The organism is Pontibacter sp. T17, from assembly GCF_057219875.1.
Map to the genome: position 1 here is coordinate 693,157 of NZ_JBXVVW010000002.1, position 21,784 is coordinate 714,940.

Annotated in this window: 19 protein-coding genes; 12 read left to right on the forward strand and 7 right to left on the reverse strand. The window is 57.9% G+C overall.

The genetic code is table 11. From position 1 onward, the window contains the following. Positions 1 to 60 precede the first annotated feature (60 nt). Positions 61 to 441, reverse strand: a complete 381-nt coding sequence (locus AC2D8O_RS11010; RefSeq protein ID WP_484678869.1) for a 6-pyruvoyl trahydropterin synthase family protein — start codon at positions 439 to 441, stop codon at positions 61 to 63. A 93-nt stretch (positions 442 to 534) separates the two neighbouring features. Here AC2D8O_RS11010 and AC2D8O_RS11015 point away from each other — a divergent pair, with 93 nt between their 5' ends. From AC2D8O_RS11015 to AC2D8O_RS11025, 3 genes are all read left to right on the forward strand, one after another. Next, positions 535 to 927, forward strand: a complete 393-nt coding sequence (locus tag AC2D8O_RS11015) for a hypothetical protein (protein WP_484678870.1) — start codon at positions 535 to 537, stop codon at positions 925 to 927. 126 nt (positions 928 to 1,053) lie between these two features. Continuing rightward, a complete protein-coding gene (locus AC2D8O_RS11020; RefSeq protein ID WP_484678871.1) occupies positions 1,054 to 1,725 on the forward strand; it encodes a sigma-70 family RNA polymerase sigma factor in 672 nt (223 codons plus the stop codon). Between the two features lie 15 nt (positions 1,726 to 1,740). Further along, a complete protein-coding gene (locus AC2D8O_RS11025; protein WP_484678872.1) occupies positions 1,741 to 2,886 on the forward strand; it encodes a DegT/DnrJ/EryC1/StrS family aminotransferase in 1,146 nt (381 codons plus the stop codon). Positions 2,887 to 2,895: 9 nt separating this feature from the next. On the opposite strand, the gene AC2D8O_RS11030 is transcribed toward AC2D8O_RS11025, so the two are convergent. From AC2D8O_RS11030 to AC2D8O_RS11040, 3 genes are all read right to left on the reverse strand, one after another. Further along, a complete protein-coding gene (locus AC2D8O_RS11030) occupies positions 2,896 to 3,672 on the reverse strand; it encodes a queuosine precursor transporter (RefSeq protein ID WP_484678873.1) in 777 nt (258 codons plus the stop codon). Between the two features lie 51 nt (positions 3,673 to 3,723). After that, positions 3,724 to 4,665, reverse strand: coding sequence for a ribonuclease Z (locus tag AC2D8O_RS11035; RefSeq protein ID WP_484678874.1), 942 nt, complete (start codon positions 4,663 to 4,665; stop codon positions 3,724 to 3,726). A 67-nt stretch (positions 4,666 to 4,732) separates the two neighbouring features. After that, complete coding sequence (locus tag AC2D8O_RS11040) at positions 4,733 to 5,071, reverse strand: hypothetical protein (protein WP_484678875.1); 339 nt, start codon at positions 5,069 to 5,071, stop codon at positions 4,733 to 4,735. Between the two features lie 165 nt (positions 5,072 to 5,236). On the opposite strand from AC2D8O_RS11040, the gene AC2D8O_RS11045 reads away from it, so the two are divergent. Then, positions 5,237 to 6,574, forward strand: coding sequence for a UDP-N-acetylmuramoyl-tripeptide--D-alanyl-D-alanine ligase (locus AC2D8O_RS11045; RefSeq protein ID WP_484678876.1), 1,338 nt, complete (start codon positions 5,237 to 5,239; stop codon positions 6,572 to 6,574). Positions 6,575 to 6,584: 10 nt separating this feature from the next. On the opposite strand, the gene AC2D8O_RS11050 is transcribed toward AC2D8O_RS11045, so the two are convergent. Then, positions 6,585 to 6,743, reverse strand: coding sequence for a DUF2256 domain-containing protein (locus AC2D8O_RS11050; RefSeq protein ID WP_484678877.1), 159 nt, complete (start codon positions 6,741 to 6,743; stop codon positions 6,585 to 6,587). Between the two features lie 41 nt (positions 6,744 to 6,784). Continuing rightward, the gene (locus AC2D8O_RS11055; protein WP_484678878.1) at positions 6,785 to 7,489 is read right to left on the reverse strand and encodes a protein-L-isoaspartate(D-aspartate) O-methyltransferase; all 705 of its coding nucleotides are present in this window, start codon (positions 7,487 to 7,489) and stop codon (positions 6,785 to 6,787) included. A 78-nt stretch (positions 7,490 to 7,567) separates the two neighbouring features. On the opposite strand from AC2D8O_RS11055, the gene AC2D8O_RS11060 reads away from it, so the two are divergent. The 3 genes from AC2D8O_RS11060 to AC2D8O_RS11070 all read left to right on the forward strand — a co-directional run bounded on the left by AC2D8O_RS11060 (position 7,568) and on the right by AC2D8O_RS11070 (position 9,839). Beyond that, on the forward strand, positions 7,568 to 8,350 hold the full coding sequence (locus AC2D8O_RS11060; RefSeq protein WP_484678879.1) for an MlaE family ABC transporter permease: 783 nt from the start codon (positions 7,568 to 7,570) through the stop codon (positions 8,348 to 8,350). A 20-nt stretch (positions 8,351 to 8,370) separates the two neighbouring features. Next, positions 8,371 to 9,147, forward strand: coding sequence for an ABC transporter ATP-binding protein (locus AC2D8O_RS11065; protein ID WP_484678880.1), 777 nt, complete (start codon positions 8,371 to 8,373; stop codon positions 9,145 to 9,147). An 86-nt stretch (positions 9,148 to 9,233) separates the two neighbouring features. After that, the gene (locus AC2D8O_RS11070; RefSeq protein ID WP_484678881.1) at positions 9,234 to 9,839 is read left to right on the forward strand and encodes a response regulator; all 606 of its coding nucleotides are present in this window, start codon (positions 9,234 to 9,236) and stop codon (positions 9,837 to 9,839) included. Positions 9,840 to 9,942: 103 nt separating this feature from the next. On the opposite strand, the gene AC2D8O_RS11075 is transcribed toward AC2D8O_RS11070, so the two are convergent. Next, the gene (locus tag AC2D8O_RS11075) at positions 9,943 to 14,763 is read right to left on the reverse strand and encodes a translocation/assembly module TamB domain-containing protein (protein ID WP_484678882.1); all 4,821 of its coding nucleotides are present in this window, start codon (positions 14,761 to 14,763) and stop codon (positions 9,943 to 9,945) included. A gap of 83 nt (positions 14,764 to 14,846) precedes the next feature. On the opposite strand from AC2D8O_RS11075, the gene tsaD reads away from it, so the two are divergent. The 5 genes from tsaD to AC2D8O_RS11100 all read left to right on the forward strand — a co-directional run bounded on the left by tsaD (position 14,847) and on the right by AC2D8O_RS11100 (position 21,756). Beyond that, positions 14,847 to 15,863 (forward strand): tRNA (adenosine(37)-N6)-threonylcarbamoyltransferase complex transferase subunit TsaD, encoded by a 1,017-nt coding sequence (tsaD, locus tag AC2D8O_RS11080; protein ID WP_484678883.1) that lies wholly within the window; start codon positions 14,847 to 14,849, stop codon positions 15,861 to 15,863. An 84-nt stretch (positions 15,864 to 15,947) separates the two neighbouring features. Next, the gene (locus AC2D8O_RS11085; protein ID WP_484678884.1) at positions 15,948 to 17,900 is read left to right on the forward strand and encodes a KUP/HAK/KT family potassium transporter; all 1,953 of its coding nucleotides are present in this window, start codon (positions 15,948 to 15,950) and stop codon (positions 17,898 to 17,900) included. Positions 17,901 to 18,083: 183 nt separating this feature from the next. After that, complete coding sequence (locus tag AC2D8O_RS11090; RefSeq protein WP_484678885.1) at positions 18,084 to 20,249, forward strand: glutamine synthetase III family protein; 2,166 nt, start codon at positions 18,084 to 18,086, stop codon at positions 20,247 to 20,249. Positions 20,250 to 20,308: 59 nt separating this feature from the next. Beyond that, positions 20,309 to 21,235: a hypothetical protein gene (locus tag AC2D8O_RS11095; protein WP_484678886.1), complete on the forward strand. Its 927-nt coding sequence runs from the start codon at positions 20,309 to 20,311 to the stop codon at positions 21,233 to 21,235. A 59-nt stretch (positions 21,236 to 21,294) separates the two neighbouring features. Next, complete coding sequence (locus AC2D8O_RS11100; RefSeq protein ID WP_484678887.1) at positions 21,295 to 21,756, forward strand: hypothetical protein; 462 nt, start codon at positions 21,295 to 21,297, stop codon at positions 21,754 to 21,756. The last annotated feature ends 28 nt before the right edge of the window (positions 21,757 to 21,784 follow it).

Here is a 21,784-nt window from a genome sequence, read left to right on the forward strand (position 1 = left end):
GGAAGCGGCAAATATGCCACATGCGGGGCAAAGCGCCAAAAGGAAGCAGGAAATGGCGGATTATTCCCCCGCGTATTGGCAAGCGGAGGTACAGGTTTCATGCACCACCACCCGGCTGAGTTCGGGCAGGATGGGCTTGAGTTTCTGCCAGAACCAGATAGCGAGATTCTCACTACTGGGGTTGCGCATGAGGTCGTCGTTCCACTGCTCGCCGAGGTGGTTGAGGCAGTAGTGGTCCAGTGCGTCAATGTAGGGTTTTACCGCAGCCTTGATATCGCCGTAATCAATCAGGACACCCGTGCTGCTATTGACAGGCCCCTTACACCAGATTTCGATTTCGAAACTGTGACCGTGTAGTCGGTGGCATTTATGCTGGGCCGGGAAGCCAGGCAACCAGTGAGCCGCCTCGAACCTGAATTTCTTGCAAATCTCTACCGTCATTGGCAGCAAAGGTACGCCAAAGTAAGAAAGCAGGCGAGAATGAACTTTTCCTGCTGTTTGATGTTCAGCTATTACTGTCTATTATTGTAGACCATGCGTCCACCCTTGTCCACCTCGCTTCGAATCAGCACCCTTCTGTGGGTGATGAGCCTTGCGTTTCCATGGCAGGGTGTATGGCAGAGCGTCCGCAATGACATTGCGGAGCAGCGCGTAACAGTGAATGCAGAAACCGTGTGGCTGGTGGATGAAAATCCCGATGCCCCACCGATGGCACCTGTCAACACCAATCTGCCCGAAGAGAACGAAGCGGAGGTAGAAGTTTCGCCCATCATTGGCGTACTGAACGGCTCGCTGAATCTTCCGGCTCCAGAAACAGACCACACGCTGGGTGATGGATATATTCATCGCAAGCCTGTTGGCATGTCAAGTCCCCTGCATCGCCCTCCCGCCAGTGATCCTGGCCTACCGGGCGATTGCCGCAGCTAACCGCTGCTCCCCGCTTTGCTGGTTGTCACCTGCCAGCGTGGCACAATGAGCGTCGCCCGAAGCCCCTCCGAGGTGGTTTCATTACTCTCATTCTGTCCACTAATGTCTGTAACCACTCTGGTGCCCATGGCACCTGCTCTGTATGCCGTGCGGCCACGCACGCCTGTTCAAGACCTTCGCCTGGCGCCGCCTGTCCAGGTGCTGACACCTGAAGAGCGCCGACGTCTGATAGAAGAGCATCTGCTGCCCTTCTCCAAAGCGCTGTTCCGTTTTGCCCTGAAACTGACCAACGACCGGGTGCAGGCTGAGGACCTGGTGCAGGACACCTACTTCAAGGTCTGCCGCTATATCGACCATTTCCAGATTGGCAGCAATGCCAAGGCCTGGCTGTTCCGGATTCTGAAAAACTCGTTCATCAACGAGTATCGCCGGACCCAGTATCGCCCTGGCGCATACGAAATGGCAGACCTGAGTCGGATGTCGGCCCGCAAGCAGATAGCGCAGCTCCAGACTTCGCACCAACACCAGGAGACGAGCTGGACGCACCAACTGCTGGGCGATGAGGTGACCCGCGCCATGCATGCCCTACCTTCCGATTACCGGATTGTGGTAGTGCTGTCGGACCTGGACGGGTTCTCCTATGAGGAAATAGCGAAGATTGTAGGCATTCCTGTAGGCACAGTGCGTTCACGCCTGCACCGCGGCCGCAAGATGCTGAAGGCCCGCCTGAGCGACTATGCTGCCCAACGAGGCTTCTCTGTTAAAGACAGTGAAGACGACTCGATGGAAGCCGCTTGAGCATAACTTTCGGCCATGTCAGCCGGAAGCCCCTATGATATTCTGCTGTCGCCGCCCTTTGTGGGTGGCGGTGAGGGCGAAGCCCTAGAGGAAGTATTGCGCAGCGGATGGCTTGCACCGGCAGGTCCTCCGCTGCTTGCATTTGAGGCAGCGCTGGCCCAAGCCACTGGCAGCCCGTATGTGCTTGCGGTGAGCAGCGGCACAGCTGCGCTGCACCTGGCACTGGATATCCTTGGCGTAGGCCCTGGCGACGAAGTACTGGTGCAGAGCCTGACCTTTGTGGGCGGTGCAAACCCGGTGCGCTACCTTGGCGCCAATCCTGTGTTTGTAGACAGCGAGACCACCAGTTGGAATCTCAGCCCCTATTGGCTGGAGAAAGCGCTGGAACACCGACTGGAGCTGGGGAAAAGCGTGAAAGCCGTGTTGCTGACCCACCTGTATGGACGCATGGCGCAGATGGATGAAATCATGGCCATTTGTCAACGGCATGATGTGACCCTGATAGAAGATGCAACCGAGGCGTTGGGCTCTACCTATAAAGGGAAAGGCGCTGGCACCTTTGGGCGAATGGGCGCGCTGAGCTTTAACGGCAACAAGATCATTACCACCAGCGGGGGCGGTGCCCTTCAGGCCAACCGCAGGGAAGACATTGACCTGGCCCGCAAACTGGCCACTCAGGGCCGCGAACCGGCCCCGCACTATCAGCATGAACGGATTGGCTACAACTACCGCCTGAGCAGTGTATCGGCAGGTTTGGGCACTGCGCAACTGAAAACACTGGACTATCGCGTGGCGCGGCGCCGTCATCATTACGCCTACTACCAGCGGCGACTGGGGCTACTGCCAGGAGTATCGTTCCTGCCAGAGCAGCCAGACACCTTTGAAAACTGCTGGCTGTCTACCCTGCTGATAGACCTGACACAAGCCGGCGGCATTACACCGGCGGACGTGCGACTGGCACTGGAACAGGCGCGGATAGAAGCCCGCCCGCTGTGGAAGCCCATGCACCTGCAACCCCTGTATGCCGACTGTCCGTTCTATGGCGACCATACTGCTGATCGCCTGTTTGAGCAGGGGCTCTGCCTGCCTTCTGGGACAGGCATGACCGACGAAGAGCTCGACCGTGTGTGCCGCGTGGTAGAGCAGGTGTTTGGGCGCTGAAGCGCTGTGTCAGGCGCTGGGTGCTGTGCTGCGGGTAGAGTAGCCCTCGGCCGCAGAGGCTTCTTCCATCAGTTCTTCGGCCAGCTTCCGCCCCAGATACCGGTCTATGGCGTTGTGGACGCCCAGCAGCACGGGAGTCATGGCCAGGGCTGCCACAAACTTGTAGAGATAATTGACGATGGCGATGGCCAACACGGTTTTCAGCGACCAGTCGGCGCCAATGTAGAAGGCGATGAAGAGCACGACGAAGCTGTCGATCAGCTGAGAAACGAGTGTGCTGCCGGTGGCACGCACCCAGACCATCCGTGGCCCCGTCCAGCGCTTGAAGCGATGAAACACAACGACATCCACCAGCTGGCCAATAAGGAATGCGACCAGCGAGCCAGCGATAATCCAGAGCCCTTGACCAAAGACGGCCTGATAGGCATGTTGGTTATTGAGGACCGCGCCTTCGACCTTACCCTGCACCCAGAAGTCGGCAGGTGTGAGGTGAATGGCGATATATACCATGCAGAAAGCATAGAGGATAACTCCTGCGGCAATAAAGGACAACAGCCGCACACCGCGGCGGCCGAAGTATTCATTGATAAGGTCGGTTAGGACAAAGACGAAGGGCCAGAGGATGACACCGGCGGTCATGTTGAAGGCCAGCCCATCGACACCGAAAAGGCTGAGATTAACAGGCTGAGTACCCAGCGTAGCTTCCAGCGAGAAGATTTTGGCCCCGATAAACTCGGCCAACAAGGCATTGCCGATGAAGAAAATGCCCAGAAAGAGAAAGAGCATCTGAGCACGGGGGTGCTGCTGTGGAGTTGACGTGGACAACGGGAGGAGGCGTTAGAGTGGAACTGACAGCAGGGGCTGTGTGACGGGGTAGTTGCGCCCATCGATGGCGAGGGACGCATCAGGAAAGACAGAACGCGCTTCGGCGAGCAAAGGGTCCAGATATTTGTAACGAGCGCTGAAATGGCCCAGCAGGAGGTGGCGTACCTGCGCGGCCCGCGCTATTTCGGCCGCTTGAAGGGTGGTACTGTGGCCTGTGTCTTTGGCCCGGGCGGCGAGGTCTTGGGTGAAGGTAGCCTCGTGGTAGAGCAGGTCGACGCCTTGAATATGCGGAACGACCGCCGGATGGTAGGCGGTGTCGGAGCAGAAGGCGTAGGCATAGGCGGGATCGGCGGGGCCTACGTAGTCGGCTGAGTGAAGCAACCGCCCATCGGGCAGTGTGACGTCATTGCCCTGCTTCAGCAGATGAAAGAATTCTCTGGGAACTTCGTCGAGGCGGGCACGGTCGGCGAGAAAGCGTGGGTACTTGGGCTTTTCCTGAAAACGAAAGCCATGGGTAGGAATGCGGTGGTGCAGGGGGAACGCTGAGACCACGAGGCGTGAGTTCTCGAAGACGGGAATAGGCGCGTCGTATTTGTTGGGCAGCTCCTTGATTTCCAGCGGAAACTGCAGATAGGTATCGCCCAGCTTGAAAGTGACTTTCAGCCATTCTGCTATTCCCTGTGGCCCCACCAGCAGCAGCGGGGTGGTACGGCTGAAGATGCTCATGCTGGTGAGCAGACCGGGGAGGCCGTAGACATGGTCGCCGTGCATGTGGCTGACGAAGACGGCATCGAGGTTGCGCAGGCGGAAGTGGTATCGCTGGGCATGAAACTGGGTCCCCTCGCCACAGTCGATGAGGAAGAGGCGCTCGTAATGCTGCACCATTTGTGCAGTAGGGAAGCGACCATACGCAGGTACGGCCGAGCTGGTGCCCAAAACGCCTACAGAAAACATGTTTTCGAAAATAAGAAAACCCTGGCGAAGGCCAGGGTTTATGCTAATCGGCTACTGGAAGCGGAGCTTAGAAATCGTCGTCGGCTTCGAAGTCGTCTTCAAATTCGTCGTCGTCATCATCGTCGAAATCGTCGTCATCCTCGTCATCGTCTTCATCGAGGTCGTCTTCGTCGAATTCCGAGTCCAGTTCGGCCAGGTCTTCTTCGTCAATTGCTTCGTCGTCCTCGTCGAAATCGTCTTCGTCGTCTTCGTCGAGGTCGTCATCCTCCTCGAATTCCTCATCGTCTTCAAATTCGTCGTCATCGCCAAGTTCTGCTACGGGCAGAGTGGCAATCCCGAGACGCTCGAGGAGCTCGTCGAGAGAAGTGGTGGTGCTTTGCTCAGCAGGGCTGGTGGTGATCGTCATAAGGCTAGTGCTTAGGGTAGCGCGAGTAGCGTTTATGCAGGTGCAATAATACGGAACAAACCCAGAGGCACAGGCGCGCAAGAATTTTTTTTTCGGTGTTGCAGACAACGGAAAAGGCGTTTTTTAAACGCGTGTGCAGTGTTATAGAGTACGTATCTTGCGGGCGTGACGCCTGACCTGCCCCCCGCCTTACTTGCTGATTTACATACGATTTTTTCGGCCAGCACCGGCCTCACCACTGACAGCCGCAGTCTGCGCCCAGGCCAGGTATTCCTGGCCCTGAAAGGCCCACGCTTCGACGCCAATTCTTTTGCTGCTACAGCGCTTGAGCAGGGTGCAGCAGCCGTAGTGGTAGATGACCCGGCTGTAGCCGCAGGCCTACCGCAGGAAAAGTGTTTTCTGGTGCCCGACGGCCTTTCGGCGCTGCAACAACTGGCCACCTGGCACCGGGCGCAGCTGGCACTGCCGTTCATTGCCATTGGGGGCAGCAACGGCAAAACCACCACCAAAGAGCTGCTGAACACGGTACTCAGCACCCAGTGGAAAGCCTTTGTAACACCTGGCAACCTGAACAACCACATAGGAGTGCCGCTGTCGGTGTTGCAGGTAAACCAGAACCACGACGTGGCCGTGCTGGAACTGGGCGACAATGCCCCCGGCGAGGTAGCCGAACTGTGCACCATAGCCCAGCCAACGCAGGGGCTGGTGACCAACGTGGGCCGCGATCACCTGGAGGGCTTTGGGGGGAGCATGGCTGCCAATGCCGCCACCAAGCTGGAACTGTTCGACTACCTGAAGCAGCACAATGGCTTTGCCTTCAGCAACGCTGGCGACCCCTGGGTAGCAGCCTACGACCACAGCGGCCTGCGGCACGTGCGCTATGGCGCCGACAGCGAAAACCGCATAGAGCTGCTGGCGGCCAATCTGGATGGGCTGCGCTTCCGGCTGCACTGGCGTGGCTGGGAGGCCCCACGCGAACTGGCAGCCAGCCTCTACGGCCAGTACAATCTGGAAAACATTCTGGCAGTGAGCCTGATAGCACTGGAACTGGGTATAGACTACCGCAACCTGGCCGCCGGGCTGCTGGCCTACACGCCCAGCAACATGCGCAGCCAGATTGTGCAACTGGGGCCGCTGAAAGTGGTGCTGGATGCCTATAACGCGAACCCCAGCAGCATGACTGCCGCCCTGACCGGCTTTCTGGCACTGGAGGGCCGCAAAGCCGTACTGCTGGGCGACATGCTGGAGCTGGGCCCCAATGCCAGCGCCGACCACGCCGAAATGGGCGAGCTGCTGAACCAACTGCCCACAGCCCGCTGCATCTTCGTGGGCGCTGAAATGAAGCATGCCTACGATGCCTGCCGCCAAACCGACTGTCACCACTTTGCCACGCGCGAAGAAGCCCAGGCGGCACTGCCCACCCTGCTGAAAGACATGGACCTACTGCTGGTGAAAGCCTCGCGGGGGATGGCGCTGGAAAAACTGCTACCGAGCAAGCTGTAAACAGGAAGCCTCAGCCAGCGGGGCGCTGAATTTTGGCTTGCGCCCGGCAACGGTCAGAGCAATAGCGGACGTTCTCCCAGTCGCGCTCCCACTTCTTGCGCCAGGCGAAGGGACGTTGGCACACGGGGCAGATTTTTTCGGGCAGGTGCTGCTTTTTCACTCCGCGCATGGGAGCGTAACACCACAGCGGCGCCAACGATTCCCGCGGGCTCAGCCTGCCCAGCCGTGGCGGCCGATGAGGGGCACAAAGCGGAAGTTGTCTACGATTTCGATGTCGAAGGAAGCTGGGCCTGTGCCTTCGTCGAGACGGGTAATGATGTGCAGCTGCTGCATATCGCGGTCGCCGACGGGAATGACCAGACGGCCACCCACCGCCAACTGGTTGCGCATGGCCTCAGGGATGGACGGACCGCCAGCGGTTACGATGATGCCCTCAAAAGGTGCGGCGGCGGGCCAGCCCAGGGTGCCGTCGCCCACCTTCAGGCGGGGATGATAGCCCAGGGCATCCAGCACGTGTTTAGCTTGAACCGTGAGTGGGCGCTGCCGCTCGATGGAATAGACGTCCATCTGAAGGGCGCAGAGAATGGCCGCCTGATAGCCGCTGCCAGTGCCGATTTCCAGGACCTTGGCGCCGGGCCGCAGCCGCAGCGCCTGGGTCATGAAGGCTACCGTGTAGGGCTGAGAGATGGTCTGCTCACAGCCAATGGGCAGAGGGATATCCTTGTAGGCCTTTTCGGCAAAGGCGCTTTCTACAAATGCATGCCGCGGAACGGAACGAATGGCTGCAAGGACATTGGTGTCCTTAATGCCTTTCTCGGCCAACTCGGCAGCCAGACGCTCGCGCATCCCGCGCAGCTTGGGTGTATCGGGGGCGATGGGATGACGCATGGACTGAACAGACGAAGTGAAAGACATGGGAACGCAAATTACGCAGGGTGGGTTGGGTTTCCGACCCGCCACGAGTGGTTTGTGTATCTTCGTAGCCGCTACGCTATGGCCCGCCCCCTTTCCCCCATCGTCGCCCTGACGACCCTGCCCATCCGGTGGCTGAACGACATCGGAGAATATCTGCTGATGCTGAAACGCCTGTTCGAACAGCGCGAGAAAGCCCGCGTTTACTGGGATGAGACCATGCGCGAAGCCGTGTCGATGGGTATTGGCTCGGTGCTGATTGTGGTGGTAATCTCCGTATTTGTGGGCGCAGTTTCCACCCAACAAACTGTCTACCAGCTGATTGGCAGCTTCGTACCCCTGACAACGGTAGGCAGTATCGTGTCGGCCTCTGCCATGCTGGAGTTTGCCCCCACCATCACCTCGCTGGTACTGGCAGGGAAAATCGGCTCGAACGTGTCGTCGCAGATTGGCACCATGCGTGTATCGGAACAGATAGACGCGCTGGATGTGATGGGCATCAATTCGGCCAGTTTCCTTATCCTGCCGAAAATCATTGCAGGTGCTGTGATGTTCCCTCTGCTGGTTATCATCTCGTGCTTTCTGATGCACCTGGGTGGCATTTGGGCAGGCGTGGCTACCAACGAGGTGTCGTATGAGCAGTTCACCATCGGTGCACAGGGCAACTTCACCTATTTCCAGATTTACTTCATGCTGACCAAAGCCTTCACCTATGGCCTGCTGGTGACGTCTATTGGCAGCTACCAGGGCTACTACGTAAAAGGCGGCGCCATAGAGGTAGGCGAGGCCAGCACCCGCGCAGTGGTCTACAGTTGTATCATGATTCTGCTGGCCGACTTCGTTCTGGCTACCATTCTTCTGTAACCCCCTTCTGCACACACGTCATGAGTATTGAGATACAGAAGGTAAGCAAGCGGTTTGGCGAAAAGAAGGTGTTGGAAGACATCAACTTCGAGTTCGAGACCGGGAAGATCAACATGATCATCGGGGCGAGCGGCAGCGGCAAATCGGTGCTTATCAAGTGCATCGTGGGGCTGATGCGGCCAGAAGAAGGCTCGATTCTATTTGACGGGCAGGACCTTCTACAACTGAATGAGCGTGAAACGCGGACCTTGCGGCGGAATATCGGGATGCTGTTTCAGGGCTCGGCCCTGTTCGATTCGATGACCGTAGGCGAGAACGTTGGCTTTCCGCTGCGAATGTTCACGCACATGACGCAGAAGGAGCAGGACGCCCGCATCAATGAACTGCTGGGAATGGTGAATATGCCCAATACGGCGCATCTTTTTCCATCGGAGATATCGGGTGGCATGAAGAAACGGGTGGGCATTGCACGCGCCATTGCACTGAGCCCCAAGTATCTGTTCTGCGACGAACCGAACTCGGGCCTGGACCCCCAGACCGCCGAGGTAATAGATGACCTGCTGCAGAAGCTGACCCGCCAGCTGGGTATCACAACCATTGTGGTGTCGCACGACATGAAGTCGGTGATGACGATTGGCGACAAGGTGCTGTTCATCTACAAAGGGCACAACGCCTGGCAGGGCTACCGGAAAGACATCTTCACGGCGCAGAACGAGGTGCTGCGCGATTTCATCGAGACTTCGGGCGTCACGATAGAGTCGATGGCAGAGAAAGAAGCCGAGGAAGCCGAGAAATAATGGACAAGCCTGCGCCGTGCATTTGGGATATTGCGGATTTAGAGCAATTTTGTGGGTGACGCTACCCCACTACCAATCCTATCTGAATGGCTGCCACAACGACTGAAGCCAAACCCCGCATGTTCGTTGTAGACGACGACATGACGTGGTGCACACTGCTGAAAACCAAATTCGGCAAACGGTTTGATGTAACCACCTACACCAAGGGCGAAGCTGCCCTTGAGGCCCTGCACCTGCGGCCGGAAATCATCATTCTGGACTACCACCTGAACGAGGACACCAAGCCCGAGTTCCAGTTGGGCATGAATGTGCTGAAGGAAATCCGGAAGACGATGCCTACGGTACCCGTGGTGATGCTGTCGGCACAGGAAGATGTGCAGGTGGCCGTAGACGTGCTGAACAGCGGTGCCTACGACTACGTGAAGAAGAGCGAAACCGCCGCCGAGCGCCTCAACATCATTATCCGCAACATCCAGAACTCGAAAGAGCTGCGGCAGGAGGTAGTAGAGCTGAAGCTGAGCATCCAGCGTTCTAAGCTGGCTGTTATCGGCCTGACGACGTTCATACTTCTGCTGGCCTTCTTCATTTACCTGAAGCAGTGCCCCAGCCAACGCCTTATCAGCTGGGATCCCTTTGGCGTAGCAAACGACCCGCACTGTATGTCGGGCGTGGCGGCCCCTGGCTCCAAGTGACCCCGTCAACGAACGGACGATTCCAGCCCTCTGCCTGCGCAGGGGGCTTTTTGTTTGCCCAGCCAACAGCAGTGACTACCTCTCCTCAGGGCCTTATGCCTGGTCAGTCTTCGCGGGGAGCGAGGGCTTGAATGGGCAGGGGCAGTATGGCGCGGTCGGGCAGGCTTCTGACGGGGTTGCCCTCTTCCGATGCTGGGCCTTTGAGCCTGCTGCGCTGCCTAAACTGGACACCATTGCGGATGGTGGTATCGCGGCGCAGGCTGTCTTTCTTCAGACTATCAAGGCGCAAACTGTCTGACCGCAGACTGTCGAGGTTCAGTTTCAACTTACCCCCCAGCTTCTTGGGCTTGTTGGCGCGTTCGCGGCGATAATCGCGGCCCGTGAGAAGCTCGCGGAAGGAGTTGAATTCCTTGCGGTAGAACACACCGAGGCCTTGGGTTGTGGTGATGATGGAGTTGTTACCGGCGCTGCTGCCACCAAAAATGCCCAGGTTCTCGCGGTTGAAGGCTTCGATGCTGAGCTGGCCTGCACGAGGATTGGCGCGGTAGATGGAGTCGCTGGGCAGCAGGCGATAGCGGGCAGTAATATTACCCACGGTTACGCTGCGATTGGTGCTGCCCACGAGCGCCCCGCTGCGCTCGATGTTCAGCCGGCCGTTGAGCAGGTTGGCCCGCAGGTTCAGGTTGATGTCGTTGAGGCGGGTAGTGCCAACGTTGAAGGTGAAGTTTTCGTCGAAGGCGCCACCCAGGAGGTTGTTGAGTTGGGATGACAGCAGTTCGGAGGCGGTACCAGCCACGCCAGCATTGCCCGCAGATGCCAGCGTATTGTCCACCGGAGCAAAGCGGCGCAATGTAAGCAGCGAGAACACCTGCCGGTTGAGGGCCTGGGGGTCGGACTGGATGAGGGCCAGGCGGGAGGAGATACCGCTGAGCGAGCCGGAAGTACTGGTAGGCAGTTCGAGGCGGAACGAGACTTCGGGCTGTAACAGCGAACCCTTCACAAACAGGAGAATGTCGACAGGCTGGTAGACGTTGGCGGCAGCGGAGTCGAGAGCTCCGAGGCTGGCCTGAACGGTGTACTTGGCCTGGATGTCGAGCTGGCCGTCGTAGGGGTCGCCTGTCCAGGAGATGGCACTGGGCTGCACGAGGTCGAAGTTGCGCTTGATGACACCAGCAGCAGAGAGGAAGTAGTTGCCGCGGACGAGCTCGTACTGGCCATCAAGGGTAAACTCGCCATCGGTGGTGATGTTGACGGCAAGCGTGCCGATACCGGCGCCGCGGATGTAGTCGCCGGTCTTTTCATCCAGAATGAGCGAGAGTTCGGCATCGGCGGTGGCTTCAACATTGAGTGCCAGGTCTACGCCTTCCAGGTCTACGCTGGAGCCCTTGACCTGCACCTCGGTGTCGCGCTGACGGAAGACCACGAACGGCAGACGGCTCTGTTCGGTGTAGCTGGTGATGGGAATGAAGAAACGCGTGCCCGCGCCGGTAGTAATGGACGCGCGCACCATCGGTTTGAGGAAAGGCCCTTTGATGGAACCTGAGCCATTGCGCAGCACTACCCTACCATAGAAGAGGTCGTTATCGCCGGCCTGGGTATCCATGAAGAGGAAGTTGCGGAAGTCGTCGAATCGGAGGTCAAGGCGTACCTGCGTGAAGCCTTCGTGGAAGATGTTGCCAGTGATGCGTGCCGACCCGCCCTGGGCATCGCGCACAGTGAAATTTGGCAGGCGGATGGCTTTCTCGTCAAAGTCGATTACACCATCGAGGCGATAGGTTGTCTTGAAGTAGTAAGTACCAAAGGACACGTCCTTTAGGTAGCCGTCACCCTTAATACGGGGCGCATCAAGGGTGCCGGTCACGTTGAGCCGCTCGATCTGGACCAGCCCTTTGATATCATAGAGGATGTGGCCGACAAAAGGCTCGGCCAAATTCACAGGCAGATTGTTGGTAGCCAGCACAAAATCGAGTGGGCTGCGCTTGTTGCCGGGGGTATAGTATCCCTTAAGCCCCAGCAGGGTATCGGCCTGTTGCACCAGACTGACGTCCATGGCCATGGACTGGCGGTGTTCGTCCCAGTCGGACTGGAGGAAGATGTCGCCGTAGCGGACGTTCTCGTAACGGAAGCGACGCAGTGAGCCATTGGCAATCCACTCGGGCTTGTTGAAGAGATTGCGGACGGTGAGGTTTCCACTGAGCACCCCTTCGAGGCGATAGCCGGGCAAGAGGAGATCGGCCAGCTGGGCAACATTGAGGCTGCGAAGGGTGAGATCCAGGCGGCCTTCCTGGCGACCCGGCCGAATGTTGGACTCTACGACGATGCTCTGTTGGCCGTTCACCAGGCGGAAATTCTCCATCTCAAGGCGCCCGGCGCCATACACAATACGGTTCTCGCGATCGAAGCTCCAGAGGGCATCGCGCAGGAGCAGACCCGAACTGTCGGCCACCAGATGGCCGTCGAATATGCCCTCGCGGTAAGTAGCCTCGCCAGTAAGGCGCAGTTGCTTGCGGGCGCTGTCCTGGGTAGCAGCCAGCTGAAACCCGATAAAGCGGTTCTGAATGCTGGGCAGGAAAGTGATGTCGTCCAGCACGAAACCACTGCCGATGTACAGGTGGTCGAGCTGGAGGTATGACTGCGCCCGCAGGGCATTGGACAGTGCCGACTTATCAAGACTGAAACGGCCAACGACATTCTGCCCACGAATGTCGTCATAAGAGACATCGGGGAGGTTCCAGTTGAGGAGAAAGCGATCGGTTTCGCCAAAGGCGAAGGTGCCATCAATATGCCCACCTTCTGCCGCCTGAACAGGGAAGTTGATGAAGTCTGATACCTCGCGCAGTCTTTTGACATTCAGCTCAAACGATCCGGATACCAGACTGTCGGGGTTGGGCTCCATCTTCTGCTCATAGTAGGTACGAATGGCCGCCGTATCGTTCTCCAGAAAGAGCGACGTTTCTTTGCCAAGGCGACTGAAAAGAGGCCCCATCTGGTCGTAGCGGAAGATGCCCGCAATGGAGGCGTCGAGCAGTTCGCTCTGGAGACTCACACTCTTGCGGCGGTCTTCGGTGGCCTTGACAGTGAGGAGAATGTCGGTAATGACGCGGTCGCGGCGCTTTGACAGGTTCTTCACCCGGATATTGGAGCCCTGCACCAGCCCGCTCATGCTCTCGACAGAGTCGCCAGCAAGGGCCAGCGTGAGGGCAGTGGAAAGACGAACGCTGTCGCGGGCCAAACCATAATGCTGAAGGTCTATCTGGTCCAGGCGGCCCTCAAAACTATAGGCGGGGCGTCGGGTGTCGAGGTGTACAGCGAAATTACCGAGCAGGCTTCCTTCGCGGTCGTCTACGGTCAGCCTGCCTGAGAGATTTTGGTCAGATACACGCACCTTACCGGCCAAGGAGTCGATTGCGTGATTGAAGAACCAACTGTCCCAGCCAGTAATATCGAAATCGGCAGTTGCCGTACGGGGGCTGAACCCCGTACCCCGGACATTGACATCGACATTGAGGCTCTGTGACACGGAAAGATCCAGCAGCTGGTCGAGATTGATCATGCGCCCCCTGATAGTCCCTGCATACTGAGAGGCTGCGCCACGCGGAAACTTCAGGTTCAGGTTGGCATAGGCCGTGCCGAGGTCTGTTTCGACGCGTGTCAGAATCACCATATCACGGCCAAAGCCCTCGTACTTACCTCTCAGACGGGCGACACCCACACGGTCAAGCTCGGAGGGAAAATCGACATCGGGCAGCAGGGGCCGAAGGTCCTGAACATGAACGTTGGAGGAGTCGATGTTGACCTCGAGGAAAAAGTCGCGTTTGGTGTAATCGTTCATCCGGAGGTCGCCGGAAAGCCAGGAGTACTGGCCCATAGCCAAGCGCAGCCCGTCGCCTTTGATACGCCTTACGTCGCCAGTGACTTTGCCGTGTAGCTGGACGAGTCCTTCCACCGGCAGGGGCTCTTCCAGGAAGTAGGTGATGGCATCGAAATCTACCAGCGACTCGCGAAAATCGAAATAATACCAGCGGCGGTGAGGCGCCTGGGAATTGAAGATGTCTTCGAAGGTTTCGTTTCGGAGGTCGGCATCGAACTCCAGGTCGGCACGGGCCAAACGCACCTGCGTTCCCATGAGGCGGACATAGGGCATGGAGTCGGGCGGCGCGACGGCAATGTTGCGGAGCGAATCGGGCACACGGGCCACATAAGGCACCGCCAGGTTGGCGCTGAGGTTGGTGGAGAGGTGATGCAGCTGCATGCCGCTCACGCGCTCTCTGAGACTGAGGCGCTTGATTTCGGCCTCCAACCGGCCGGGGCCCAGCAGCTTGAACGACGTGTTGAGGTTGAGGCCCGCCACTTCGAGGTTGCTGAAGTTGAGCATACCAGGACGAGGCCTGGTGTTGGCGGTGGAGTCAATCAGGCGTAGGTGCAGCCGCCGAATGTCGACTTCCCCAATATTGAGTAGCAGTTGCTTAGGCTGGCTGGTATCAGGCTTGGCAGTATCGGGGCTGGCAGAGAGGAAATCAAGATTCGAGCGGCCATCGGGGTGGGTAATGAGCCGTACCTCGGGTTCAACCAGCCGTATCAGGCGCGCCCCTATCCTGCGGGTAGTAGCATCGGAAAACAGAAACTCGGAGGCCCGAAAGCTGAGAAAGCCGATATGCAGCTCTTTCAGGCGAATGGCAGGCTGCTCTTCGCCAGGGCCGCAGAGGGAGACATCTTCCAGAATAAAGCGGTCGGGGAAGCCGATTTCGATGCGACGGACGTAGACCTCACCGCCAACTTGATCGGACAGGTAGCCCCGAAGCCAGGGCAGAATGGTGTTCTGGGCTGCGGGGAACTGTATGGCAAAAAACGCCACCACGAACAGCTCCAGCAGAAGGCCAATGGCGATCTGGCAGAAACGGAGCGTGCGAAGTAGGTAGCGCATTTCGGAAAAACACTGCAAGTTAGGGGCAAAGCACACGCTAAGCGGGGCCAAATGACGTTAATTCGCTTCGACACCTGCTTCCGATGCACAGAATCCTGTTGGGTATAGAGTCTTCCTGCGATGACTCGGCCGCCGCCATACTGGTGGACGGCCAGATTCGTGCCAATGTGGTGAGTTCGCAGCTGAAACATGCCCAATATGGCGGGGTTGTCCCCGAGCTGGCCTCGCGGCTGCATCAGGTGGGGGTGCCCGCGGTAGTGCAGCAGGCACTGGCCCAGGCCGGTATTGACTGGAAAGACCTCACCGCCATAGCTTTTACGGCAGGGCCCGGCCTGATGGGTTCGCTGATTGTGGGCACGAGCTATGCCAAAGGACTGGCAATGGCACTGGACGTGCCACTGGTGTCAGTCAACCACCTGCAGGGCCACATTGCGTCGCTGTATGTGCCGACAGAAGGCCGCCCGCTACCCGAGGGCCCGCTGGTGTGCCTTACCGTGAGTGGCGGCCACACACAGATACAGATTGTACACTCACCGCTGGAATACGAAACCGTAGGCCGCACGATGGACGATGCGGCCGGAGAGGCGTTCGACAAAGCCGCCAAGCTGCTGGGCCTGCCCTACCCTGGCGGCCCCCTGCTGGACAAACTTGCACAGGAAGGCGATCCGGCGTTTCACGCGTTTCCGAACCCCGCCAAAGAGGGGTGGTCTTTCTCATTCAGTGGGCTGAAAACCAGCTTCCTCTATTTCCTTCAGAAGCAGCAGGCCCAAAACCCGCAGTTTCTGGAGCAGCACCGCGCCGATCTTGCGGCGTCCATTCAGCATACGATTGTGGAGGCGCTGATCCAGCAGTTGTTTGGCGCGGCGAAAGCCTATGGCATAGCGCAGGTAGGTATTGTGGGCGGGGTATCGGCCAACTCGCTGCTGCGCAAACGCTTTGCTGAAGAATGCGAACGGCGCAAACTGAAGGGTCACATTCCTCCTTTTGAGTACTGCACCGATAACGCCGCCATGATTGCCATTGCCGGCGACTGGCTCTATCAAGCTGGCTATCAAACGGATGCCTACGCAGCGCCCTATCCTTCCGGCACTCACATATAAAGTCGGTTGCTTCGTCGGGTTTTGTTGTAAGTTTGCCGCCGTCTCAGGCAGATGTCTAACGACGTCAGCCCTTTTCTGTACCGCATGGCAGACCTGAAATCCCAGTCGCACCACGGGTTGGACCGCGTAACCCTTGGCACACTGCTCGTTACGATGGGCATCGTGTATGGCGACATCGGCACCTCGCCGCTCTATGCCCTCAAGGCCATTGTTGGAGACCGCGCCGTAAGCGAACAGCTCGTGTATGGCGGCCTCTCCTGTATTTTCTGGACGCTGTTCTTCCAGACGACGCTTAAGTACATCTTCATCACCCTGAGGGCCGATAACAACGGTGAAGGCGGAATTTTCGCACTGTATACCCTGGTGCGTCGGCAGAAGAAGTGGCTGTTCTTCCCGGCCATCATCGGCGGGGGGTTCCTGCTGGCCGATGGCATCATTACCCCGCCTATCTCGGTAAGCTCGGCGGTAGAAGGCCTGCGGACGCTGTACCCTGAAATCCAGACCATCCCGATTGTCATTACCATACTGGTGGCGCTGTTTGTGGCGCAGCAGTTTGGCACCAAGAAGGTAGGCATCTTCTTTGGGCCAGTGATGCTGGTGTGGTTCACGATGATTGCCATTCTGGGCCTGAACTACGCTCTGAAGCACCCGCAGATTTTCATGGCCATGAGCCCGCACTATGCCATTGACCTGCTGGCGAACTATCCGCAGGGTTTCTGGCTGCTGGGGGCAGTGTTTCTGTGTACCACGGGTGCCGAGGCGCTGTATTCTGACCTCGGGCACTGCGGCCGCAAGAACATACGCATCAGCTGGATTTACGTAAAGCTGGCACTCCTGTTGTGCTATTTCGGCCAAGGGGCTTTCCTCATCGAGCATCTGGGTGAACCCGGCCATCAGTTCAATCCCTTCTACAATATTGTACCCGGCTGGTTCCTCATCCCGTCTATTATTGTGGCCACACTGGCTGCCATTGTAGCAAGCCAAGCCCTGATCAGCGGCTCATTTACGCTGATCAACGAAGCCATCCGCCTGGAGTTCTGGCCCCGTCTGCGGGTCATCTACCCTACGCTGGTGAAGGGCCAACTATACGTACCGTTCATCAACTGGTTTCTACTGGCAGGCTGCATTTTTGTGGTGCTGTATTTCCGCGAGTCGGCAGCGATGGAAGCAGCCTATGGTCTGGCTGTCACTGGCTCCATGCTGATGACAACCGTCCTGCTGACGTACTACCTGTTCAAGCTGCGCTGGAACCGCTTCCTCATCTACCTGCTGACTGGCATGTTTCTGGCGATTGAGCTGTCGTTCCTGGTAGCCAATGCCATCAAGTTCCCGCATGGTGGCTGGGTATCAGTGGTCATAGGCTCTACACTGATTCTGGCGATGTGGATTTGGCATGAGGGGCGTGTCATCAAGAACCGTTACATCGAGCTGGTGCCGATACAGGACTATTTGCCTGTACTGAAAGAGCTGTCCAACGACCCTACTGTACCCAAGTTTGCCACGCACCTGGTGTACCTGACATTTGTCAAGAACCCTGAGAAACTGGACCGCCGTATCATCTACTCCATCCTGAACCGGCAGCCAAAGCGGGCCGACGTCTACTGGTTCCTGAACGTGGACGTAGTGGACGAGCCCTATCGGATGAGCTACACGGTGCACAAGTTCAATGACGATGCCTTCTGGATCCAGTTCAGGCTGGGTTTCCGGGTAGAGCCACGCATCAACCTGCTGTTCCGCAAAGCGGTGGAGAGCCTGGTGGCCAACGGGGAAGTGGATATTCGCAGCCGCTACGAGTCGCTTGGGCGGCATCACATCACGGGCGACTTCCACTTTGTGGTGCTGGAGTCGTTCCTGAGCTACGACAACGACCTACCGAACTACGAGAAAGTGGTAATGAATTCGTACTTCCAGCTGAACCGGATGTCGCTGCGCGATGGCCGTGGCTTTGGCCTGGACACGAGTTCGGTGACGGTGGAGAAAGTGCCGCTGATTATTTCGCCAGTGAAATCGCTGAACCTGGTGCGGGAAGACGCCTGAGTGCAGCCCGCCAGAAAGCAACCCTACAAGCCGAAGCCCCCTGCTTCGGCTTCTTTTTTACCTCCAGAACCTGATTATACAAGTGAATTGAGGCTTTTCGCTGCAAAAAACTGGAAGTAGACATTTTTTTGCAACGAAAACCGTAGTTTTGCTTGCAGATAACGCAACACCACCCTAAGAAACATGTCCACCCAACGCTTTCGTGCGCTTGAGACCGCACAGAACCGCCAGGCTACGCCAGTAGATCATCCGAAGTCGGTGAAGGAGATCTTCGGCGTCAACGTTTTCACCCCTGAGGTGATGCGCCAGTATGTGTCGGAGGAGGCCTACCAGGCCATCATCAACGTAGCGACGGGTGGCACCATCGACGAGCGGATTGCCGACGAAGTGGCCAACGCCATGAAGACCTGGGCTATGAGCAAGGGTGCCACGCACTATACGCACTGGTTTCAGCCGCTGACGGGCCTCACCGCCGAGAAGCACGATGCGTTCTTTTCTTTGAAGGATGGGCATCCGATTGAGCGGTTTGGGGGTGATGAACTGGTGCAGCAGGAACCCGATGCTTCGTCGTTCCCGTCGGGTGGTATCCGCAACACTTTTGAAGCACGTGGCTACACCGGTTGGGACCCCTCCAGCCCAGCCTTTATCATCGGTACTACGCTATGCATTCCGTCCATCTTCATCAGCTACACCGGCGAAGACCTGGACTTCAAAGGCCCTCTGCTGAAGACGATTGCCCTGATTGACCGCGCGGCTACCGATGTATGCCAGTTTTTTGAGCGCGGCGTATCGAAAATCACGGTGACACTGGGCCCGGAGCAGGAATACTTCCTGGTAGACCGTGCGTTCTACGAAGCCCGCCCCGACCTGGTAATGGGTGGCCGCACGATCTTCGGCGCGCCCCCAGCCCGTGGCCAGCAGCTGGAAGACCACTACTTCGGCATTATCCCGCCACGCGTACAGAACTTCATGATTGAAATGGAGCAGGAGTCGCTGAAACTGGGCATTCCACTGAAGACGCGCCACAACGAAGTAGCGCCTGGCCAGTTTGAGTGTGCGCCCTTCTTTGAGGAAATGAACATCGCGGTGGACCACAACCAACTGCTGATGGACGTGATGGAGCGCGTAGCCATGCGCCACAACTTCAAAGTGCTGCTGCACGAGAAGCCCTTCGCAGGCGTAAACGGCAGCGGCAAGCACAACAACTGGGCGCTGAGCACCAATCTGGGCCGCAACCTCTTCAGCCCCGGCAAGACTCCGAAGGACAACCTGCAGTTCCTGACCTTCCTGATCTGTACGGTAAAGGCCATCCACACCCACGCCGACCTGTTGCGTGCCAGCATTGCCAGCGCCAACAACGACCACCGTCTGGGTGCCAACGAAGCCCCGCCTGCCATCATCTCGGTGTTCCTGGGTTCGGAACTGGACAGCGTACTGAACGAACTGGAAGCCACCAACGTACAGAAGCGCATCAACCCGAAGAGCCCGCTGAACCTGGGTATCAAGCGCCTGCCCCAACTGCTGCGCGACAACACCGACCGTAATCGTACGTCGCCTTTCGCCTTCACGGGCAACAAGTTCGAGTTCCGTGCTGTAGGCAGCAGCGCCAACATCTCGGCGCCAATGATTGTGCTGAACCTGATTGTAGCTGACCAGCTGGTGCTGTTCAAGGAAGAAGTAGAGAAGCGTGTGGAGAAAGGCGAAGCCAAGGAAGTAGCCATTCTGGAAATCCTGCGCCGCTACACGAAAGAAAGCAAGGCCATCCGCTTTGAAGGCAACGGCTACAGCGAGGAATGGAAAGCCGAAGCCAAGAAACGCGGTCTGAGCAACATTGGCACCACACCCGAAGCCCTGGACGCCTACGTGACCAAGCAGACGCTGGCCCTCTTTGCCAAGCATGGCATCCTGAGCGAGCGCGAACTGCACGCCCGCTGGGAAATCCGGCTGGAGACGTACGTGAAGAAAGTGGCGATTGAGTCGCAGATGATGAGCGAGATTGCCCTGAACCAGATTGTTCCTGCCGCCCTGGGCTACCAGCGCGAAGTACTGGAGACCCTCGAAGGCCTGACTGACGCCGGCCTGCCCAAAACGGCTGGCAAAATGCAGACAGAACTGGCAGGCGAAATCTCTGAGCACCTGAACGCCCTCTACACCAATGTGAAGGCGATGGACAAGGCCCGCCACGCTGCAGAAACTGAAGAGGACATCCGCAAGCGTGCGCTGGCCATGGAGAAAAACGTACTGAAATACTTTGAGGTAATTCGCACACACGTAGACGCGCTGGAAAGCATCGTAGATGATGCCCGCTGGCCGCTGCCGAAGTATCGCGAGATGCTGTTTGTGAAGTAAGCAGTCCTACTCTTTCTGAACCCAGCCGCAACCCGGCTGGGTTTTTTGTTTCTTTCAGTATGATGACCGAACTGGAAATACAAGGCATATCGCCCGCCTTTCGGACGCTGGCAAGCAAACCACGGCCCGTGCCCCGACGGCTGAAGTGGGTGCTTCTGGCTGGCAATCCGCTGGCGCAGTTGGGCTGGGCAGCCCTGCTGTTCGTGGTGGTGTATCAGTTCAAAGTGTTATCGATGATTGATTTCACAGGCTGGAAAGACCGGAGCGACTATCAGTGGGTTCCCTGCCGGGTGGTGCATGCTACCGACACGACCGACCGCTTTGTGTCGCGCTTCTTCCAGTCGGTACGGGTGCTGTACCGCAACTCGGCCAGCGAACTGGCCGTAGCCGAGGGCTTTGCAGAGTACAAACGCTACCGGGTTGGCGATTCCATTTACGTGGCCGTCGCGCCCGACGGCGCCGATGCCTACATTCCCGGCAGCCGGAGCAACGTGCTGAGCACAAACGAACTGCAGCATCTGTCCTGGGTCTGGATAGGACTGCTGCTGCTGACAGTGCAGTATCCGTTTGGGCGGCGGAAATACCAGTTGCTGCGCGAAGGCAGCATCAGTATAGCCGAGTTGCTGGCACGGGAGAAACGGGCTATAGGAGTGACACCCGGCATTCAGGTAGCGCGGGCGGTGTTATATGATACGCTGTACCGCTACCAGGATGGCGGCGGCGAATGGCATGAGCTGAAAAGCACCCTTGACCCCGATGGCAAGCGCAAGCCAGCCGAACGTGTGGTCATTTTCTATAATCCGGATAAGCCTGCGAAGGAGCGCCTGATGTTGCCCCAACTGCGAATGGGTATTGGCATTACGCCTGAGGGCTTTCTGGCCGAGCGACAACCCGACTACCTGAAACTGCGCCTGGCACTACCTGCACTGACCATCGCCTGCTGGACCTTTTACGGCGGCTTTCTGCTGATTCAGTGGCTGTTTTAACAGGTGTTTCCTCGTAGTGGCCGCACCATTGACACCCCGAAAACACCTATCTTGGAAGGATGAAAACGCCATGGGTGTTATCTGCTGTTTTGGCCGTGCTGGGCATGCTGATTGCCGGAGCCAGTTGCCGTGAGGCACAGGCAACAGGTGGTGACACCGGGCAGCCTGTGGCACAGGCCCAACATAGTGGGGCAGTGGAGGTCATTACAGGAGAAATGCCCAAACTGGCCCCTCTGCCACTGGATTCTGCGTGGGTTGCGGGCGATACGCTGCATCTACTCGTACACTTTACTGGCTGCCAGCAGGATACGCCACGTGCCATAACCTACGGCATGTACATGAAATCGATGCCGCCACAGTTGGCTTTACAAATTGGCCGCCAACCTTACAATGGCGACTGCCGCCCTGCAACTGTCCGTACCGAACTGCGCTTTTCCCTGACCGCCGTACGTTATGGTGGCCGCGGCCCGCTGATCCTGAGGGTAGCTGGGTGGCCCCACGGCATTCGCTACAACTATTGACCCATTCCGTCTGATATCCGCCTGCTAC

What these genes read in the sequence shown, in the direction of transcription:
- AC2D8O_RS11010 (WP_484678869.1), bottom strand. Translation starts at nt 441, where the DNA reads ATGACGGTAGAGATTTGCAAGAAATTCAGGTTCGAGGCGGCTCACTGG.
- AC2D8O_RS11015 (WP_484678870.1), top strand. Translation starts at nt 535, where the DNA reads ATGCGTCCACCCTTGTCCACCTCGCTTCGAATCAGCACCCTTCTGTGG.
- AC2D8O_RS11020 (WP_484678871.1), top strand. Translation starts at nt 1,054, where the DNA reads ATGGCACCTGCTCTGTATGCCGTGCGGCCACGCACGCCTGTTCAAGAC.
- AC2D8O_RS11025 (WP_484678872.1), top strand. Translation starts at nt 1,741, where the DNA reads ATGTCAGCCGGAAGCCCCTATGATATTCTGCTGTCGCCGCCCTTTGTG.
- AC2D8O_RS11030 (WP_484678873.1), bottom strand. Translation starts at nt 3,672, where the DNA reads ATGCTCTTTCTCTTTCTGGGCATTTTCTTCATCGGCAATGCCTTGTTG.
- AC2D8O_RS11035 (WP_484678874.1), bottom strand. Translation starts at nt 4,665, where the DNA reads ATGTTTTCTGTAGGCGTTTTGGGCACCAGCTCGGCCGTACCTGCGTAT.
- AC2D8O_RS11040 (WP_484678875.1), bottom strand. Translation starts at nt 5,071, where the DNA reads ATGACGATCACCACCAGCCCTGCTGAGCAAAGCACCACCACTTCTCTC.
- AC2D8O_RS11050 (WP_484678877.1), bottom strand. Translation starts at nt 6,743, where the DNA reads ATGCGCGGAGTGAAAAAGCAGCACCTGCCCGAAAAAATCTGCCCCGTG.
- AC2D8O_RS11055 (WP_484678878.1), bottom strand. Translation starts at nt 7,489, where the DNA reads ATGTCTTTCACTTCGTCTGTTCAGTCCATGCGTCATCCCATCGCCCCC.
- AC2D8O_RS11060 (WP_484678879.1), top strand. Translation starts at nt 7,568, where the DNA reads ATGGCCCGCCCCCTTTCCCCCATCGTCGCCCTGACGACCCTGCCCATC.
- AC2D8O_RS11065 (WP_484678880.1), top strand. Translation starts at nt 8,371, where the DNA reads ATGAGTATTGAGATACAGAAGGTAAGCAAGCGGTTTGGCGAAAAGAAG.
- AC2D8O_RS11070 (WP_484678881.1), top strand. Translation starts at nt 9,234, where the DNA reads ATGGCTGCCACAACGACTGAAGCCAAACCCCGCATGTTCGTTGTAGAC.
- AC2D8O_RS11075 (WP_484678882.1), bottom strand. Translation starts at nt 14,763, where the DNA reads ATGCGCTACCTACTTCGCACGCTCCGTTTCTGCCAGATCGCCATTGGC.
- tsaD (WP_484678883.1), top strand. Translation starts at nt 14,847, where the DNA reads ATGCACAGAATCCTGTTGGGTATAGAGTCTTCCTGCGATGACTCGGCC.
- AC2D8O_RS11085 (WP_484678884.1), top strand. Translation starts at nt 15,948, where the DNA reads ATGGCAGACCTGAAATCCCAGTCGCACCACGGGTTGGACCGCGTAACC.
- AC2D8O_RS11090 (WP_484678885.1), top strand. Translation starts at nt 18,084, where the DNA reads ATGTCCACCCAACGCTTTCGTGCGCTTGAGACCGCACAGAACCGCCAG.
- AC2D8O_RS11095 (WP_484678886.1), top strand. Translation starts at nt 20,309, where the DNA reads ATGATGACCGAACTGGAAATACAAGGCATATCGCCCGCCTTTCGGACG.
- AC2D8O_RS11100 (WP_484678887.1), top strand. Translation starts at nt 21,295, where the DNA reads ATGAAAACGCCATGGGTGTTATCTGCTGTTTTGGCCGTGCTGGGCATG.